Consider the following 16,792-nt stretch of genomic DNA (forward strand, 5'->3'; position numbering starts at 1 on the left):
ACCAGCGCGCGGCCGGCCTGGCAAGAGATCAAGAGGCAAGTTCTGTGAAGGCACACAACAAGTGGCTGACGGCCCCGCTCGCCGCGGGGCTGTCCGCCGCCCTCCTCAGCGGCTGCGGCACCGAGCAGGGCGGGGGCGCCGGCTCCGGTGACGGCATACGCGTCGGCATGTCCGACGAGATCCTCGCCACCGACCCGGCGGCCGGCTACGACCCCGGCTCCTGGCTGCTGTTCAACAACGTCTTCCAGTCCCTGCTGGCCTTCCCCAAGGGCGGCTCCGAGCCCGAGCCCGAGGCCGCCGACAAGTGCGGCTTCTCCGCGGGCAGCAAGGTCTACACCTGCACCCTCCGGGACGGCCTCACCTTCTCCAACGGCAACCCGCTCACCTCGAAGGACGTCAAGTTCTCCTTCGAGCGGGCCCTGAAGATCGCCGACCCGTCCGGTCCCGCGCCGCTGCTCTCCGCGATCGCCTCCATCGAGACCCCCGACGAGCGGACCGTCGTCTTCCGCCTCAAGGTCCCGGACGCCACCTTCCCCAGTAAGATCGCCTCGGGCGCCGGCTCCATCGTCGACCACCGCGACTACCCCGCCGACGCCCTGCGCACCGACGGCAAGGCCACCGGCTCCGGCCCCTACAAGCTGGACTCCATCAGCGAGACCGAGGCCGGCTTCTCCGCCAACTCCGGTTACAAGGGCAACGCCAAGCCCAAGAACGGCGGAGTCACCCTCAAGCTCTACGGCGGCGACCGCGCGGCCCTCTCCAAGGCACTCGCCGACGGCGAGGTCGACGTCGCCTACCGAGGCCTCTCCGCCGACGACATCGCCGCCCTCGAAACCTCCGAGACCACCGACGACCGGGGCTTCGAGGTCACGCAGGGCAGCAGCGCCGAGGTCCAGCACCTCGTCTTCAACGTGAAGGACCCCGTCGTCGGCAAGCTCGGCGTCCGCCGGGCCATCGCCCACCTCGTCAACCGCGAGGCCCTCGTCGAGGACGTCTACAAGTCGACGGCCACGCCGCTCTACTCGATCGTCCCGGCGGGCATCGCCGGCCACAACACGGCCTTCTTCGACACCTACGGCAGCCCCGACAAGGCCAAGGCGAAGAAGGCCCTGCGCGACGCCGACATCACCGGCAAGGTGAAGCTCACCCTCTGGTCCACGCCCAGCCGCTACGGCCCGGCCACCGACCAGGAGCTCAAGGCCATCGCCGGCCAGCTCAACGACAGCGGCCTCTTCGAAGCCGACGTCAAGTCCGTCGCCTTCGACCAGTACGAGAAGGACATCGCCGCCGGTAAGTACGGCGTCTACGTCAAGGGCTGGGTCCCCGACTACCCCGACGCCGACAACTTCACCGCCCCCTTCTTCGGCGAGGGCAACGTCCTGGGCAACCACTACGGGAACGCCAAGATCACCGGCGACATCCTCCCGAAGACCGCCGCCCTCGCCGACCGCGCCGCCACCGCCGACGAGTACGGACAGCTCCAGGACATCGTCGCCGAGGAACTCCCGCTCCTCCCGCTCTGGCAGGGCAAGCAGTACGCCGTCGCCCGCGACGACGTCACCGGCCTCGAATGGACCCTCGACGCCTCCACCGTCTTCCGCTTCTGGGAGCTCAAGAAGGGCTGAGCCGGTCCTGAGGGTGACGGCGGAGGGGCCCGGCGCGCGACACGCGCACCGGGCCCCTCCGCCGTACCGTCCGTCGTCGGCGCTACTGATTGCCGCCGGGCCGCACCAGACCGCTCTCGTACGCGTACACCGCGGCCTGCACCCGGTCCCGCAGGCCCAGCTTCGTCAGCACATGGCCCACGTGCGTCTTCACCGTCGTCTCGCTGACGAACAGATCCGCCGCGATCTCCGCGTTCGACAAGCCCCGCGCCACCAGCTTCAGCACCTCGACCTCGCGATCGGTCAACGTGCCCAGGGTGTCCGGCATCTGCTCCTCGCCCGTCGGCAGATGCGCCGAGTACTTGTCGAGCAGCCGGCGCGTGATCGACGGCGCCAGCATCGCCTCACCCGCCGCCACCACACGGATCGCCTGCACCAGCTCGTTCGCCGGGGCGTCCTTCAGCAGGAAGCCGCTCGCGCCCGCCCGCAGGGCCTCCACCACGTACTCGTCCAGATCGAACGTGGTCAGCACCAGCACCTTCGCCGGACCGTCCCGGCCCGGACCGGTGATCTGCCGGGTCGCCTCCACACCGTCCATCCGCGGCATGCGGATGTCCATCAGCACCACGTCCGGCTGCAGCGCCCGCACCTGGTCCTGCGCCTGGAGACCGTCGCCGGCCTCGCCCACCACGGCGATGTCCTGCTCCGCCTCCAGAATCATCCGGAAGCCGGTGCGCAGCAGCGGCTGATCGTCGACCAGGAGGACGCGGATCGTCACAAGGGCTCCTTCACGGGGCGGGCTGAGCTCAAGAGATGGGCTGCTGTCACGGTGCCGGCGGCGCCAGGTCCATTCTGCCCTGCCCCGATTCACCCGACTCCGGCGGGCGCGCGGAAACGATCTTCAGCGGATACACCGGGGGAGTCCCGCCGAACTCCGGACAGACCTCCTGATGGTCACACCAGCCGCAGAGCTTCGTCGGCCGCGGCCGCCAGTCACCCGTCTCCGTCGCCAGCCGGATCGCGTCCCACAGCGCCAGGAGCTTCCGCTCCACCCGCAACAGGTCCGCCTCCACCGGGTCGTACGTCAGCACGTCCCCACTGCCCAGGTAGACCAGCTGCAACCGCCGCGGCAGCACCCGCTTCAGCCGCCACACCACCAGCGCGTAGAACGTCATCTGGAACAGCGCGCCCTCGCGGTACTCGGGCCGGGGCGCCTTGCCCGTCTTGTAGTCGACGATCCGCACGTCACCCGAAGGCGTCACGTCGATCCGGTCGATCACCCCGCGCAGCCGCAGCCCCGAGTCCAGCTCCGTCTCCACGAACAGCTCGCGCTCGGCAGGCTCCAGACGCGTCGGGTCCTCCAGCGTGAACCACCGCTCGACCAGCCGCTCCGCCTCGCCGAGCCAGCCCGCGAGCCGCTCCCCGTCCGGATCCTCCGAGAACAGCTCGCCCAGCTCCGGCTTGGACTCCAGGAGCCGCTCCCACTGCCCCGGCACCATCGCCTTCGCCCGCGGCGCCGTCCGCTCCGTCGCCTCGTCGTCGAAGAGCCGCTCGAGCACCGCGTGCACCAGCGTGCCCCGCGTCGCCGCCGCACTCGGCTTCTGCGGCAGCCGGTCGATCACCCGGAACCGGTACAGCAGCGGACACTGCATGAAATCGCTCGCCCGCGACGGCGACAACGACATGGGCGCCCGGGGCTCCTCGGCCGCGGCGGCGGCCGCCGGCTCCTGCTCGCTCGTACTCATGACTCAGACCCTACGACCCGCGACCGACAGCGAGCGGAATACCATCGACCTGGGACCCCGTCGCACTGCATGATCGAACCGTGACGCACCGACGTGGGTCACCCGTCGCGACGAAAGGAACCCGTGAACCAGGACGAGCCCAAGCCGCAGCGGACCGAGGAGCCCGGCGGCGGGATCCTCATGGGCCGCCCCTTCGGCGTGCCCGTCTACGTCGCACCCAGCTGGTTCCTCGTCGCCGCCCTCATCACCTGGGTCTTCGGCGACCAGATCGAACGAGTCCTGCCCGAACTCGGCGCCGCCCGCTACCTCGTCTCCCTCTTCTTCGCCGTCGCCTTCTACGCCTCCGTGCTCGTCCACGAACTGGCACACACGATCGCCGCGCTCCGGTTCAAACTGCCCGTGCGCCGCATCCAGCTCCAGTTCTTCGGCGGCGTCTCCGAGATCGAGAAGGAGACCGAGACCCCCGGCCGCGAATTCGTCCTCGCCTTCGTCGGCCCGCTCCTCTCCCTCGTCCTCGCCGGCGTGTTCTATCTCTCGATGTACGCCGTCGAGCCCGGCACCGTCCCCGGTGTCATCCTCGCCGGCCTGATGATCTCGAACCTGATCGTCGCCGCCTTCAACCTGCTCCCCGGCCTGCCCCTCGACGGCGGCCGCATGCTCCGCGCCGTCGTCTGGAAGATCACCGGCAAGCCCATGAGCGGCACCGTCGCCGCCGCCTGGGTCGGCCGCGCCCTCGCCGTCCTCGTCCTCATCGGCCTGCCCCTGCTCACCCGCACCGGCTTCCTCGGCAACGCCACCGACGACATCAGTGGCCTCGACACCGTCACCGACGCGCTCCTCGCCGCCATCCTGGCCGCGATCATCTGGACCGGCGCCGGAAACAGCCTCCGCATGGCCCGGCTACGCGAGCACCTCCCCGAGCTCCGCGCCCGCACCCTCACCCGGCGCGCCATCCCCGTCGAACCCGCCACCCCGCTCTCCGAGGCCCTCCGTCGCGCCAACGACGCCGGCGCCCGCGCCCTCGTCGTCGTCGACAGCGGCGGCGACCCCACCGGCATCGTCCGCGAGGCCGCCATCGCCGCCGTCCCCCAGCACCGCCGCCCCTGGGTCGCCGTCAGCGCCCTCGCCCAGGACCTCGCCGACGGCATGCGCGTCCCCGCGGAGCTCACCGGCCAGCCCCTGCTCGACCATCTCCGCGCCTGCCCGGCGACCGAGTACCTCGTCGTCGAGGAGACCGGAGAGATCTACGGCGTCCTCGCCACCACCGACGTCGAGCGCGCGTTCGTCCGGGCCATGGCACGACCGTCTTCGTAACCCTGGGCCCTTGATAGGGTGCTCACATGTCCGAACCGACCGGTGCCGCCCGCCGACGCGGGCCCTTCAAGGTCGGGGACCAGGTTCAGCTGACCGACCCCAAGGGCCGTCACTACACGTTCACGCTCGAAGAGGGAAAGAACTTCCACACCCACAAGGGTTCTTTTCCGCACGACGAACTGATCGGCGCCCCCGAGGGCAGCGTTGTCCGCACCACCGGAAACGTCGCCTACCTCGCGCTGCGCCCCCTGCTCCCCGACTACGTCCTGTCCATGCCCCGCGGCGCCGCCGTGGTCTACCCCAAGGACGCGGGGCAGATCCTGGCCTTCGCCGACATCTTCCCCGGCGCGCGCGTCGTGGAAGCGGGAGTGGGCTCGGGCTCGCTGAGCAGCTTCCTCCTGCGCGCCATCGGAGACAGCGGCATGCTGCACTCCTACGAGCGCCGCGAGGACTTCGCCGAGATCGCGAAGGGCAACGTCGAGCGGTACTTCGGCGGCCCTCACCCGGCCTGGCAGCTGACCGTCGGCGACCTCCAGGACAACCTGTCCGACACGGACGTCGACCGCGTCATCCTGGACATGCTCGCTCCCTGGGAGTGCCTGGAGGCCGTCTCCAAGGCCCTGGTCCCCGGCGGCATCCTCTGCTGCTACGTGGCGACCACCACCCAGCTCGCGCGCACCGTGGAGTCCATCCGCGAGTTCGGCTGCTACGCCGAGCCGCAGCCCTGGGAGTCCATGATCCGTAACTGGCACGTCGAGGGTCTCGCCGTCCGGCCCGATCACCGCATGATCGGCCACACCGGCTTCCTCGTCACCGCCCGCCGCCTGGCGGACGGCGTCGAGCCTCCGATGCGCCGCCGCCGCCCCGCCAAGGGCGCGTACGGCGAGGACTACGAAGGCCCCAACAAGAGCTGAGTCCTGAAACGGGGCCCGCTCCCAGAACCGATGCCGACGTCCTGACGCGGGGCTCACGCCCCGTACGGGGGCTGACGTCCCGACATGTGTGCCGCGCCGCCGCCGAGTTCCCCGCCCACGGGTGGGAACTCGGCGGCGGCGTCCTCATGTTCGGCCTGCGGGGCGCGCGGCGAGCCCCGGCTCCGTGCGGCGAGACCCCACCTGTTCCGTCACCCTGTGACGTGTGGCACGATGCCCGAAACCCTCCGCCCAGAGCCCTACAGGAGACGTCTCGCGTGCAGCCCTCCGCCGCCCAGGACCCCGCGGATCTGCCGGACCTCGCGCACACCCACGCCAGGCCGGCGCACTGGCTGGCGACCGCCACCGCGACCGCCGCGGTCGTCGCCCTCGCCGGACTGCTCCAGCCCGGCCCCGCCGGAGCCACGGCGGCCCCCGCCGTCCCCCGTCCGGCGTCCGCTCCGGATGCCGCCGCGGCCGACTACCCCCTGGAGTGCGCGGGAGCCCCGCACAAGGTCGCGAAGCGCGTCTCCGGGGACCTCGACGGCGACGGGAACCCGGAGACCGTTGCGGTCGTGCACTGCGAAGCCGGCTCGGGCACACCGCCGAGCGGCGTCTACGTCCTCACCCGCGGCAAGGGCACGGGCGCCCCCGCGCGCGTGGTGGCCACGCTCGTCGCGCCGCGGGAGGGCAAGAACGTCACCGAGCTCGCCGTGCGCGACGGAGCGGTGCACGCCACGCTGCTCGGCTACTCGTCCCCCGGCGTACCCATGTGCTGCCCCGACGAGAAGGAGCAGGTCAGCTGGGCCTGGCAGGGGGGCGCGTTCGTCCGCGCCACCCGTGCCGAGGCGCGGAGCGCCTGACCCGTCACTCCGCGTCGGGGCCGTACACCTCGACCTTGTCGGCGACCCGGCGCACGTGGATGCAGTCGCCCGGGCACTCCTTCGCCGAGTCCACCACGTCCTGGAGCATCGGCAGCGGCACCGGCGTCGTCGCCCCGCTGTCCTGGAGCAGCTCGTCGTCCGCGCTCTTCACATACGCGAGCCCGTCGATGTCCAGCTCGAAGACCTCGGGAGCGTACTGCGCGCAGATCCCGTCCCCGGTGCACAGGTCCTGGTCGATCCAGACCTCCAGCGCCTCTTCGACGCCCGTTGCCGGGGCTTCGTTCTGCACGGTCATTTCTCCTGCCGTTTCTGCTTCGCGCGGGTAAGTCGGGCCACCTCTGAAGGGTGTTGACCCATGACGACGATACAACCGCCCGCTTTCAGACGGCGAAAGGGTGGGTATTCCCCTGGCGAGAGGGGAACCGCAAGGGTGAAGATCGGACACGGCCCGGAGTCTTTTTGATCTAGGGGTTTCAATCACCACCCACGCAGGTAGGGTCAGGAAGCGTCCAGCTCCCCTTGGAGGAGGTGAGGACCGTGGCAGCCCACGACGACGACATCAACCGCGGCATCCGGCCGGGGCGAGGGTCTGAGGACCCCGCCGGTCAGGTTGCCTATCTCGAGCAGGAAATCGCCGTCCTGCGCCGCAAGCTCGCCGACTCTCCGCGACACACGAGGATTCTCGAAGAGCGGATCGTCGAGCTGCAGACGAACCTGGCCGGCGTGTCCGCGCAGAACGAGCGGCTCGCCAATACGCTCCGTGAGGCCCGCGACCAGATCGTGGCCCTCAAGGAGGAGGTCGACCGGCTCGCACAGCCGCCGGCCGGCTTCGGTGTCTTCCTGCAGGCCAACGAGGACGGCACATGCGACATCTTCACCGGGGGCCGCAAGCTCCGGGTGAACGTGAGTCCCAGCGTCGAGCTCGAAGAGCTCCGGCGTGGCCAGGAAGTCATGCTCAACGAAGCGCTCAACGTGGTCGAGGCCATGGAGTACGAGCGTGCCGGAGACATCGTCACCCTCAAGGAGATCCTCGAGGACGGCGAGCGCGCCCTGGTGGTCGGGCACACCGACGAGGAGCGGGTGGTGAGGCTCGCCGAGCCTCTGCTGGACGTCACCATCCGCCCCGGCGACGCCCTGCTGCTCGACGCCAGATCGGGCTACGTCTACGAGGTCATCCCCAAGAGCGAGGTCGAAGAGCTCGTTCTGGAAGAGGTCCCGGACGTCGACTACGACAAGATCGGCGGTCTGGGCAACCAGATCGAGCTGATCCGCGACGCGGTCGAGCTGCCGTACCTCTACCCCGACCTCTTCAAGGAGCACGAACTCCGACCGCCCAAGGGCATCCTGCTCTACGGGCCGCCGGGCTGCGGCAAGACGCTGATCGCGAAAGCCGTGGCCAACTCGCTGGCCAAGAAGGTCGCCGAGGTGACCGGTCAGCCCGCGGGGAAGTCCTACTTCCTCAACATCAAGGGGCCCGAGCTCCTCAACAAGTACGTGGGCGAGACCGAGCGGCACATCCGCCTCGTCTTCCAGCGTGCGAGGGAGAAGGCGAGCGAGGGCACCCCCGTCATCGTCTTCTTCGACGAGATGGAATCCCTCTTCCGCACCCGCGGATCCGGTGTCAGCTCGGACGTGGAGAACACCATCGTCCCCCAGCTGCTCGCCGAGATCGACGGTGTGGAGGGCCTGGAGAACGTCATCGTCATCGGCGCCTCCAACCGCGAGGACATGATCGACCCCGCGATCCTGCGGCCCGGCCGGCTCGACGTCAAGATCAAGATCGAGCGTCCGGACGCGGAGGCCGCGAAGGACATCTTCGCGAAGTACCTCACGGCCACCCTGCCGCTCCACACGGACGACATCTCCGAGCACAGCGGCTCGAAGGCCGCCGCCGCCCACGGAATGATCCAGTCGGTCGTCGAGCAGATGTACGCGGAATCCGAGGAGAACCGCTTCCTCGAAGTCACGTACGCCAACGGCGACAAGGAAGTCCTCTACTTCAAGGACTTCAACTCCGGCGCGATGATCCAGAACATCGTCGACCGGGCCAAGAAGATGGCCATCAAGGCCTTCCTCGATCACAACCAGAAGGGCATCCGGGTCTCCCACCTCCTCCAGGCTTGCGTGGACGAGTTCAAGGAGAACGAGGACCTGCCCAACACCACGAACCCCGACGACTGGGCCAGGATCTCCGGAAAGAAGGGCGAGCGGATCGTCTTCATCCGCACGCTCGTCACCGGAAAGCAGGGCGCGGACACGGGACGCTCCATCGACACGGTGGCCAACACCGGTCAGTACCTGTAATACGCCCACCGGCTGCGGATGTCCGGAAACCGGGCATCCGCAGCCGGTGTATTCCTTCCAGCGTTTCTCCCGGCAGCACGGGTTTCTCCCGGAAGCCCGGGAAATACCGCAAGTGATCTCCCCACCAGCGCTGAGCCGCTCTAGGCTCTTCGGTAACGCCGAGTCGCGCACTGTGAGCGACGCCGGGCAAGGAGGGCCGCATGACCGTACGGCGAGTAATGGGCATCGAGACGGAGTACGGGATCTCCGTTCCCGGGCACCCGAACGCCAATGCCATGCTCACCTCGTCCCAGATCGTCAACGCCTACGCGGCGGCGATGCACCGGGCGCGCCGCGCCCGCTGGGATTTCGAGGAGGAGAATCCGCTGCGGGACGCCCGCGGCTTCGACCTCGCCCGCGAGGCCGCAGACTCCAGCCAGCTCACCGACGAGGACATCGGCCTCGCCAACGTGATCCTCACCAACGGGGCCCGGCTCTACGTGGACCACGCGCACCCCGAGTACAGCTCGCCGGAGGTCACGAACCCGCGGGACGCCGTCCTCTGGGACAAGGCCGGCGAGCGGATCATGGCGGAGGCGGCCGTCCGTGCCGCCCAGCTCCCCGGAGCCCAGCCGATCCACCTCTACAAGAACAACACCGACAACAAGGGCGCCTCCTACGGCACGCACGAGAACTACCTGATGAAGCGGGAGACCCCCTTCTCGGACATCGTGCGCCACCTGACCCCCTTCTTCGTCTCCCGCCAGGTCGTCACCGGGGCGGGCCGGGTCGGCATCGGTCAGGACGGCCGGGAGAACGGCTTCCAGATCAGTCAGAGGGCCGACTACTTCGAGGTCGAGGTGGGTCTGGAGACCACCCTCAAACGGCCCATCATCAACACGCGCGACGAGCCGCACGCGGACGCCGAGCGGTACCGCCGCCTGCACGTGATCATCGGGGACGCGAACCTCTCGGAGATCTCGACCTACCTCAAGCTCGGCACGACCGCGCTGGTCCTGTCGATGATCGAGGACGGGTTCATCACCGTGGACCTCGCCGTCGACCAGCCCGTCAGGACGCTCCACCAGGTCTCGCACGACCCGACCCTCCAGTACCTGGTCACGCTCCGCAGCGGCCGGACGCTCACCGCGGTCCAGTTGCAGATGGAGTACTTCGAGCTGGCCAGGAAGTACGTGGAGGAGCGGTACGGCTCGGACGCGGACGAGCAGACGAAGGACGTCCTCACGCGCTGGGAGGACACCCTCAACCGGCTCGAGAACGACCCGATGAGCCTCTCCGGCGAGCTCGACTGGATCGCCAAGCGGGAGCTCATGGAGGGCTACCGGCGCCGCGACGGCCTGGACTGGGACGCGCCCCGCCTCCACCTGGTGGACCTCCAGTACGCGGACGTGCGGCCCGAGAAGGGGCTGTACAACCGTCTGGCGGCCCGCGGGCGCATGAAGCGGCTCCTGGACGAGACCGAGGTGCGGCAGGCCGAGACGGCGCCTCCGGAGGACACCAGGGCCTATTTCCGGGGCCGCTGCCTGGAGCAGTACGCCGACGACGTCGCCGCGGCCTCCTGGGACTCGGTGATCTTCGACCTGCCGGGCCGGGACTCGCTCCAGCGCGTCCCGACGATGGAGCCGCTGCGCGGCACGAAAGCCCATGTGAAGGCGCTCCTGGACCGCTGCCGTACGGCGGAGGAACTCGTCCGCGTGCTTTCCGGCGGATGATCGGTGGCCCGGCACGGGCCTGAAATGCGCCGGCACTGGGAATCATGGAAACAGTGCCCGGGCGATGTGGAAACTGCGGGGCCGAAGTCAGACCCGACCTATAGGGTCTGATCTTGTACGGACTCAACCGAGCGGGCCGATTTCGAGCGGGGTGAGGGATATGGCGACCAAGGACACCGGCGGCGGACAGCAGAAGGCGACGCGATCCACGGAGGAGGTCGAGGAGACCACCACGGAGGCGAGCTCCGATCTCCAGGAACGCCAGGAGAAGCTGAGCGACGACGTGGACTCCGTGCTGGACGAGATCGACGACGTCCTCGAGTCCAACGCGGAGGAGTTCGTTCGTAGTTTCGTCCAGAAGGGCGGCGAGTAGCCGCCTTCCGCGCCTGTACTCCTCCGTCCCCGGAGCCCCGGAGAAAGCCGTGGGCCCGGGGACGGATGACAGGCGGTGGCACGGGTATGGTCCGTGCACAGCAAGCAAGATCGGCCCGTGCGTCCCACGGCGGGCCGACTCTCCCACCCGGAAGGAATCGCGTGGAAGCCAACCCTCGTAGCACCGGGCGTCTGCCGGCGGCCTTCCTGACGCCGGGATCGTCCTCGTTCCTGGACTTCCTGTCGGCCCACTCGCCGGAGCTGCTGCCGAGCCACCGGAAGCTGCCGGAGGGCGTCCTCGACGCCCCGCACGGCACGACCATCGTGGCGGTCACCTTCCCCGGCGGGGTCGTCCTCGCCGGCGACCGGCGGGCCACCATGGGCAACATGATCGCGCAGCGGGACATGGAGAAGGTCTTCCCGGCCGACGAGTACTCCGCCGTCGCCATCGCCGGCACCGCCGGTCTCGCCGTGGAGATGGTCAAGCTCTTCCAGCTGGAGCTGGAGCACTTCGAGAAGGTGGAGGGCGCCACGCTCTCCCTGGAGGGCAAGGCGAACCGCCTGTCCACCATGATCCGCGGCAACCTCGCCATGGCCATGCAGGGGCTCGCCGTCGTGCCGCTCTTCGCGGGCTGGGACGAGGGCAAGGGGAAGGGCCGGATCTTCTCCTACGACGTCACCGGCGGCCGCTCCGAGGAGCAGGGCTACGCCGCCACCGGCTCCGGCTCGATCTTCGCGCGCGGCTCGATGAAGAAGCTCTACCGATCCGACCTCACCGAGCAGCAGGCCACGACCCTGGTCGTGCAGGCGCTGTACGACGCGGCGGACGACGACTCGGCGACCGGTGGCCCCGACATGGCCCGCCGGATCTTCCCGCTCGTCACCGTCATCACCGAGGAGGGTTTCCGCAGGCTCACCGACGCCGAGTCCTCCGAGCTGGCCCGGGCGGTCACCGAGGGTCGTCTCGCGCAGCCCGACGGGCCGCGCGCCGCCCTGCTCTGACCACTCGTCGCTCTGTAGAAGCCCAGAAGAAAGGGACGGACCGCCGGTGTCCACTCCGTTCTACGTCTCACCCCAGCAGGCCATGGCCGACCGGGCGGAGTACGCCCGCAAGGGCATCGCCCGAGGCCGCAGCCTCGTCGTCCTCCAGTACACCGACGGCATCGTCTTCGTCGGCGAGAACCCGTCGCGCGCCCTGCACAAGTTCAGCGAGATCTACGACCGGATCGGCTTCGCCGCCGCCGGGAAGTACAACGAATACGAGAACCTCCGCATCGGCGGCGTGCGCTACGCCGACCTGCGGGGCTACACCTACGACCGGGACGACGTCACCGCGCGCGGCCTGGCCAACGTCTACGCCCAGACGCTCGGAACGATCTTCTCCAGCGCGGGGGAGAAGCCGTACGAGGTCGAGCTGGTCGTCGCCGAGGTCGGCACCGAGCCGGAGGGCGACCAGATCTACCGGCTGCCGCACGACGGCTCGATCGTGGACGAGCACGGTTCGGTCGCCGTCGGCGGCAACGCGGAGCAGATCGGCTCCTTCCTGGACCAGCGGCACCGGGACGGCATGTCGCTGGCCGAGGCCCTGAAGCTGGCCGTCCAGGCCCTCTCGCGGGACACCAACGGCAGCGAGCGGGAGATCCCCGCGGAGCGCCTCGAGGTGGCGGTCCTGGACCGTACGCGCCCGCAGCAGCGCAAGTTCAAGCGGATCGTCGGCCGGCAGCTGTCGCGCCTCCTGGAGGCGGACAACGCCGCCGCGGCGAGGACGGACGAGCCCTCGGACGAGGTTCCGGAGGAGTAGTCGGGCCCGAGTCCCGTCCGGACTCTGCCCGAGTTCTGCCCGAGGGGCCCCGGTGCGCGCGAGCGGACCGGGGCCCCTCGGCGTCTCCGGGGAGAGCGGCTCAGGCGGCCGGTGCGGGCCCCGAGGAGCCGCGGGGCACCAGGGTGACCGGGAGGTCGTCAGGACGCGGCGGCTCGCCCGAGAGGACGGCCAGGAGGGCCGCCATTCCTCGCTCGCCGATGCGCTCGGCGGGCAGCGAGACGGTGGTCAGCTCCGGTTCGACGGCGGTCGCGAGCGCGAGGTCGTCGAAGCCGGTGACCGAGACGTCCTCCGGGACCCGCAGCCCGAGGCGCCGCAGGGCCTTGCAGGCGCCCGCCGCGAGGATGTCGTCGTCGCACACGAGCGCGGTGGGCCGAGGTCCGGGGGCCGCGAGGGCCCGCTCGGTGGCGGCCATCGCGCCGTGCACGTCCAGGGGCGCGCGGACGGTCCGTACCGACACGCCGGAGAGGGCCTCGGCGAGCGCGGCGGCGCGGACGTCGAAGGTCCACGACGGCACGGCCGACGCGAGGTGGACGAAGCGTCGGTGGCCGAGGGCGAGGAGATGGCCCGTGACCTGGCGCATGCCGTCCGCGATGTCGAGATTGACGTGGGCGGCGGCGCCGGTGTCGGCGGGGTCGCTGTCGAGCATGACCAGGGGCAGGTCGGTGCCCCGGAAGGCCTTGAGGGCGTCCGAGGCCATCGAGGAGGCGATGATCCCGTCGAGCGCCGCCCGCGCCGAGGCGAAGGGGTCCTTGGCGGGGCCGACGCCGTCGGGGGAGGGGTACAGGACCACCCCGAAGCCGTGCCGGGCGGCGACGGTCGCCGCGCCCGTGTAGACCCGGGCGAAGAACTCGTTGGTGAGCGCCGGGACGACGAGCAGGGCCGTACGGGTGTGGCCGAGGCGGAGGTTGCGGGCGGCGAGGTTGGGGCGGTACCCGAGGCTCCGCGCCGCCTCCCGCACCGTGTCGGCGGTGCGCTCGGAGACGCGCCCGCGCCACTTGTCGCCGAGGACGAGCGACACGGTGGCCTGCGAGACGCCCGCGACCCGGGCGACGTCCCGGCTGGTCGGGCGCGTGCCGCCGAGCGGCTCCGGGGTCTGCACACAAGCCTCCGCGTCGGACGGGTCCCGGTACGCCCCGCGGCGCCGGGGGTGTCCCGGGTGCTTCGGTACGTCGGGTGGGATCCGGACACTACCCGGTCGCTCCCAGGTCGCGGGGTGGACCCGCGCACTGCCGACATGGTACGTATGACGTCGACGTTATACGTAAAACCTCGGCGGAGTCCGGGGGTGAGGGGAGACGACATGGCCACCGAGGCCACGGCACACGGCGGCTATCTCGACATACTCCGGGCACCGCACGCCGCCCGGCTCCTTGCCGGCACGCTCGTCGGGCGCCTGCCCAACGGCGTCGGCCCGATCGCCCTCACCCTGTTCGTCCGCGACCAGGGCGGCAGCTACACGCTCGCCGGCGGCCTCATCGCCGCCTACGGCGTCGCCACCGCCGTCGGACAGCCGCTCCTCGGCCGCGCCGTCGACCTCAAGGGCCAGCCGCGCGTCCAGCTGCCCGCCGCCGTCCTCTCCGCCCTCGGCATGGTCCTGCTGGCCTTCACCGGCATCGGCGACCTCGCCCTCGCCTACGCGGCCGTCGTCCTCGCCGGGCTCTTCACCCCGCCCCTCGAGGGCGGACTGCGCGCCCTCTGGCCGAGCGTCCTCGGCCGCGAGGACCGGGTCCACCGCGCGTACGCCCTCGACGCGGTCGCCCAGGAGGTCATGTTCACCGTCGGGCCCCTCCTGCTGACCCTCCTCGTCTCCCTCTGGTCGCCCGCCGCCGCCCTCCTCGTCATCAACGTCCTCGGCGTCCTCGGCGCCCTCGCCGTCGTCCTCTCCGAGCCCTCCCGCACCTGGCGTTCCGCGCCCCGCGAGGCCCACTGGCTGGGCGCCCTGCGCTCGCCCGGTCTCCTCGCCCTCCTCGGCTCCTTCTTCTTCGTCGGCCTCGCCCTGGGCTCCATCACCGTCGCCGCCGTCTCCTACGCCGACGACCTGGACAGGCCCTCCGTCTACGGCTGGCTCATGGCCGCCCTGGGCCTCGGCGCCCTGCTCGGCGGCGTCGCCTACGGCGCCCGCACGTGGAGCGGAGCGCCCGAGAAGCGGCTGCGGGTCCTCGTCCTGCTCCTCGCGCTCTGCTACCTGCCGCTCACCCTGACCCCCGGCCCGGTCGCCATGACCGGCCTCTCGGTCCTCTCGGGCGTGTTCCTCGCCCCGGTGCTCGCCTGCGCGTTCATCGTCGTCGACCGGCACGCCCCGGCCGGCACCGTCACCGAGGCCTTCTCCTGGCTCGTCACGACCTTCGGCGTCGGCTCGGCCCTCGGCTCCGCGGTCGCGGGACCCGCCGTCGAACTCGCCGGAACCGTCACCGGATTCGCCGTGGCCGGAGCGGGCGGCCTCATCGCCCTCCTCGTCCTCCTCACCACCGGGCGAGTCCTCCACGTACCCGTGAACCCGGCGGGGCCGGTTGTTCCGGGCGAGTCCGACGCGCGACACGCCGTCAGCGCGGGCGGCCCCACGCCCGTACACACGGAAAAGAACACGCACTGATCGGAAAATGATCGAAACGGGAACGCCCAACCCGGTTTCATCACACGCCGTCAGGCGTAATGTTCAGACATGGACCGCCGCATTTTCGGGCTGGAGAACGAGTACGGCGTCACGTGCACGTTCAGGGGACAGCGCCGACTGTCTCCTGACGAAGTGGCGCGCTACCTCTTCCGCCGTGTCGTGTCATGGGGCCGCAGCAGCAATGTCTTCCTGCGGAACGGCGCCCGCCTGTACCTGGACGTGGGTTCGCATCCGGAATATGCCACACCGGAATGTGACGACGTGACCGAACTGGTCACCCACGACAAGGCCGGCGAGCGCATTCTCGAAGGCCTGCTCGTCGACGCCGAACGCCGCCTGCACGAGGAGGGAATCGCGGGCGACGTCTATCTCTTCAAGAACAACACCGACTCCGCCGGAAACTCCTACGGCTGCCACGAGAACTATCTCGTCGCCCGCCACGGGGAGTTCTCCCGACTCGCGGACATCCTCATTCCCTTCCTCGTCACCCGGCAGCTCATCTGCGGCGCGGGAAAGGTCCTCCAGACCCCGCGTGGCGCGGTCTTCTGCGTCTCCCAGCGTGCCGAGCACATCTGGGAGGGCGTCAGCTCCGCCACGACCCGCTCGCGGCCCATCATCAACACCCGGGACGAGCCGCACGCCGACGCCGAGCGCTACCGCCGCCTCCACGTCATCGTCGGCGACTCGAACATGTCCGAGACGACCATGCTGCTCAAGGTCGGCGCCACCGACCTCGTGCTCCGCATGATCGAGGCCGGCACCGTGATGCGCGACCTGACCCTGGAGAACCCCATCCGGGCGATCCGCGAGGTCAGCCACGACATCACGGGCCAGCGCAAGGTCCGGCTCGCCAGCGGCCGCGAGGCCTCCGCCCTGGAGGTCCAGCGCGAGTACTACGAGAAGGCCGTCGACTTCGTCGACCGGCGCGGCATCCGCACCGGCACCGTCGCACAGGTCCTGGAGCTGTGGGGCCGTACGCTCGACGCGATCGAGAGCGAGCGGCTCGACAAGATCGAGACCGAGATCGACTGGGTCATGAAGCACCGACTCATCGAGCGGTACCGGGCCAAGCACAACATGACCATGTCGAACCCGAGGGTCGCGCAGATAGACCTCGCCTACCACGACATCCACCGCCGTCGTGGGCTCTACTACCTGCTGCAGAAGAACGGCCAGGCGGCCCGGATCTGCAATGACATGAAGATCTTCGAGGGCAAGTCGGTGCCCCCGCAGACCACCAGGGCGCGACTCCGCGGCGACTTCATCCGCCGCGCCCAGGAGCAGCGCCGGGACTTCACCGTCGACTGGGTCCACCTCAAGCTCAACGACCAGGCGCAGCGCACCGTGTTGTGCAAGGACCCGTTCCGCTCCGTCGACGACCGGGTCGAAAAGCTGATCGCCGGAATGTAAGCAGGTCATACCGGTCATGGGGCTCCGCACGTTTGACGTGCGGAGCCCTTCGGCGTGACAGGAGCACCCCCTAGAGTGTCGGGACAACTACTGTGCCGTC

General features: G+C 70.0%; 15 protein-coding genes. 11 read left to right on the forward strand and 4 right to left on the reverse strand.

Annotated elements, in window-relative coordinates; all coding sequences use genetic code 11:
- Positions 1–44: 44 nt before the first annotated feature.
- Positions 45–1,625 carry an ABC transporter substrate-binding protein gene (locus ACIBG6_RS32895; protein ID WP_399226388.1) on the forward strand — a complete coding sequence of 527 codons (1,581 nt, stop codon included), beginning with the start codon at positions 45–47 and terminating at the stop codon, positions 1,623–1,625.
- Positions 1,626–1,707: 82 nt separating this feature from the next.
- On the opposite strand, the gene ACIBG6_RS32900 is transcribed toward ACIBG6_RS32895, so the two are convergent.
- Positions 1,708–2,382 carry a response regulator gene (locus ACIBG6_RS32900; protein ID WP_399226389.1) on the reverse strand — a complete coding sequence of 225 codons (675 nt, stop codon included), beginning with the start codon at positions 2,380–2,382 and terminating at the stop codon, positions 1,708–1,710.
- 46 nt (positions 2,383–2,428) lie between these two features.
- Complete coding sequence (locus ACIBG6_RS32905) at positions 2,429–3,349, reverse strand: RecB family exonuclease (RefSeq protein WP_399226390.1); 921 nt, start codon at positions 3,347–3,349, stop codon at positions 2,429–2,431.
- A 180-nt stretch (positions 3,350–3,529) separates the two neighbouring features.
- Here ACIBG6_RS32905 and ACIBG6_RS32910 point away from each other — a divergent pair, with 180 nt between their 5' ends.
- From ACIBG6_RS32910 to ACIBG6_RS32920, 3 genes are all read left to right on the forward strand, one after another.
- Positions 3,530–4,663: a site-2 protease family protein gene (locus tag ACIBG6_RS32910; RefSeq protein WP_399226605.1), complete on the forward strand. Its 1,134-nt coding sequence runs from the start codon at positions 3,530–3,532 to the stop codon at positions 4,661–4,663.
- 26 nt (positions 4,664–4,689) lie between these two features.
- Positions 4,690–5,577, forward strand: coding sequence for a tRNA (adenine-N1)-methyltransferase (locus ACIBG6_RS32915; RefSeq protein ID WP_351193250.1), 888 nt, complete (start codon positions 4,690–4,692; stop codon positions 5,575–5,577).
- Between the two features lie 275 nt (positions 5,578–5,852).
- A complete protein-coding gene (locus ACIBG6_RS32920; RefSeq protein ID WP_399226391.1) occupies positions 5,853–6,437 on the forward strand; it encodes a hypothetical protein in 585 nt (194 codons plus the stop codon).
- Positions 6,438–6,441: 4 nt separating this feature from the next.
- Here the strand turns inward: ACIBG6_RS32920 and ACIBG6_RS32925 are convergent, their stop codons facing one another.
- A complete protein-coding gene (locus ACIBG6_RS32925) occupies positions 6,442–6,753 on the reverse strand; it encodes a ferredoxin (protein WP_399226392.1) in 312 nt (103 codons plus the stop codon).
- A gap of 242 nt (positions 6,754–6,995) precedes the next feature.
- On the opposite strand from ACIBG6_RS32925, the gene arc reads away from it, so the two are divergent.
- The 5 genes from arc to prcA all read left to right on the forward strand — a co-directional run bounded on the left by arc (position 6,996) and on the right by prcA (position 12,647).
- Positions 6,996–8,762, forward strand: a complete 1,767-nt coding sequence (arc, locus tag ACIBG6_RS32930; protein ID WP_141298694.1) for a proteasome ATPase — start codon at positions 6,996–6,998, stop codon at positions 8,760–8,762.
- 200 nt (positions 8,763–8,962) lie between these two features.
- Positions 8,963–10,474, forward strand: coding sequence for a depupylase/deamidase Dop (dop, locus tag ACIBG6_RS32935; RefSeq protein ID WP_384149171.1), 1,512 nt, complete (start codon positions 8,963–8,965; stop codon positions 10,472–10,474).
- Between the two features lie 160 nt (positions 10,475–10,634).
- Positions 10,635–10,847: a ubiquitin-like protein Pup gene (locus ACIBG6_RS32940; protein WP_055644448.1), complete on the forward strand. Its 213-nt coding sequence runs from the start codon at positions 10,635–10,637 to the stop codon at positions 10,845–10,847.
- Between the two features lie 161 nt (positions 10,848–11,008).
- Positions 11,009–11,848: a proteasome subunit beta gene (gene prcB / locus ACIBG6_RS32945; RefSeq protein ID WP_399226393.1), complete on the forward strand. Its 840-nt coding sequence runs from the start codon at positions 11,009–11,011 to the stop codon at positions 11,846–11,848.
- A gap of 46 nt (positions 11,849–11,894) precedes the next feature.
- Positions 11,895–12,647: a proteasome subunit alpha gene (gene prcA, locus ACIBG6_RS32950; protein WP_317593894.1), complete on the forward strand. Its 753-nt coding sequence runs from the start codon at positions 11,895–11,897 to the stop codon at positions 12,645–12,647.
- A 100-nt stretch (positions 12,648–12,747) separates the two neighbouring features.
- Here the strand turns inward: prcA and ACIBG6_RS32955 are convergent, their stop codons facing one another.
- Positions 12,748–13,767 carry a LacI family DNA-binding transcriptional regulator gene (locus ACIBG6_RS32955; protein ID WP_399226394.1) on the reverse strand — a complete coding sequence of 340 codons (1,020 nt, stop codon included), beginning with the start codon at positions 13,765–13,767 and terminating at the stop codon, positions 12,748–12,750.
- 201 nt (positions 13,768–13,968) lie between these two features.
- Here ACIBG6_RS32955 and ACIBG6_RS32960 point away from each other — a divergent pair, with 201 nt between their 5' ends.
- A complete protein-coding gene (locus tag ACIBG6_RS32960) occupies positions 13,969–15,261 on the forward strand; it encodes an MFS transporter (RefSeq protein ID WP_399226395.1) in 1,293 nt (430 codons plus the stop codon).
- 69 nt (positions 15,262–15,330) lie between these two features.
- On the forward strand, positions 15,331–16,692 hold the full coding sequence (gene pafA, locus ACIBG6_RS32965; protein WP_384149163.1) for a Pup--protein ligase: 1,362 nt from the start codon (positions 15,331–15,333) through the stop codon (positions 16,690–16,692).
- The last annotated feature ends 100 nt before the right edge of the window (positions 16,693–16,792 follow it).

It is taken from the genome of Streptomyces sp. NPDC050842 (genome assembly GCF_044456565.1).
Taxonomy (GTDB): Bacteria; Actinomycetota; Actinomycetes; order Streptomycetales; family Streptomycetaceae; genus Streptomyces.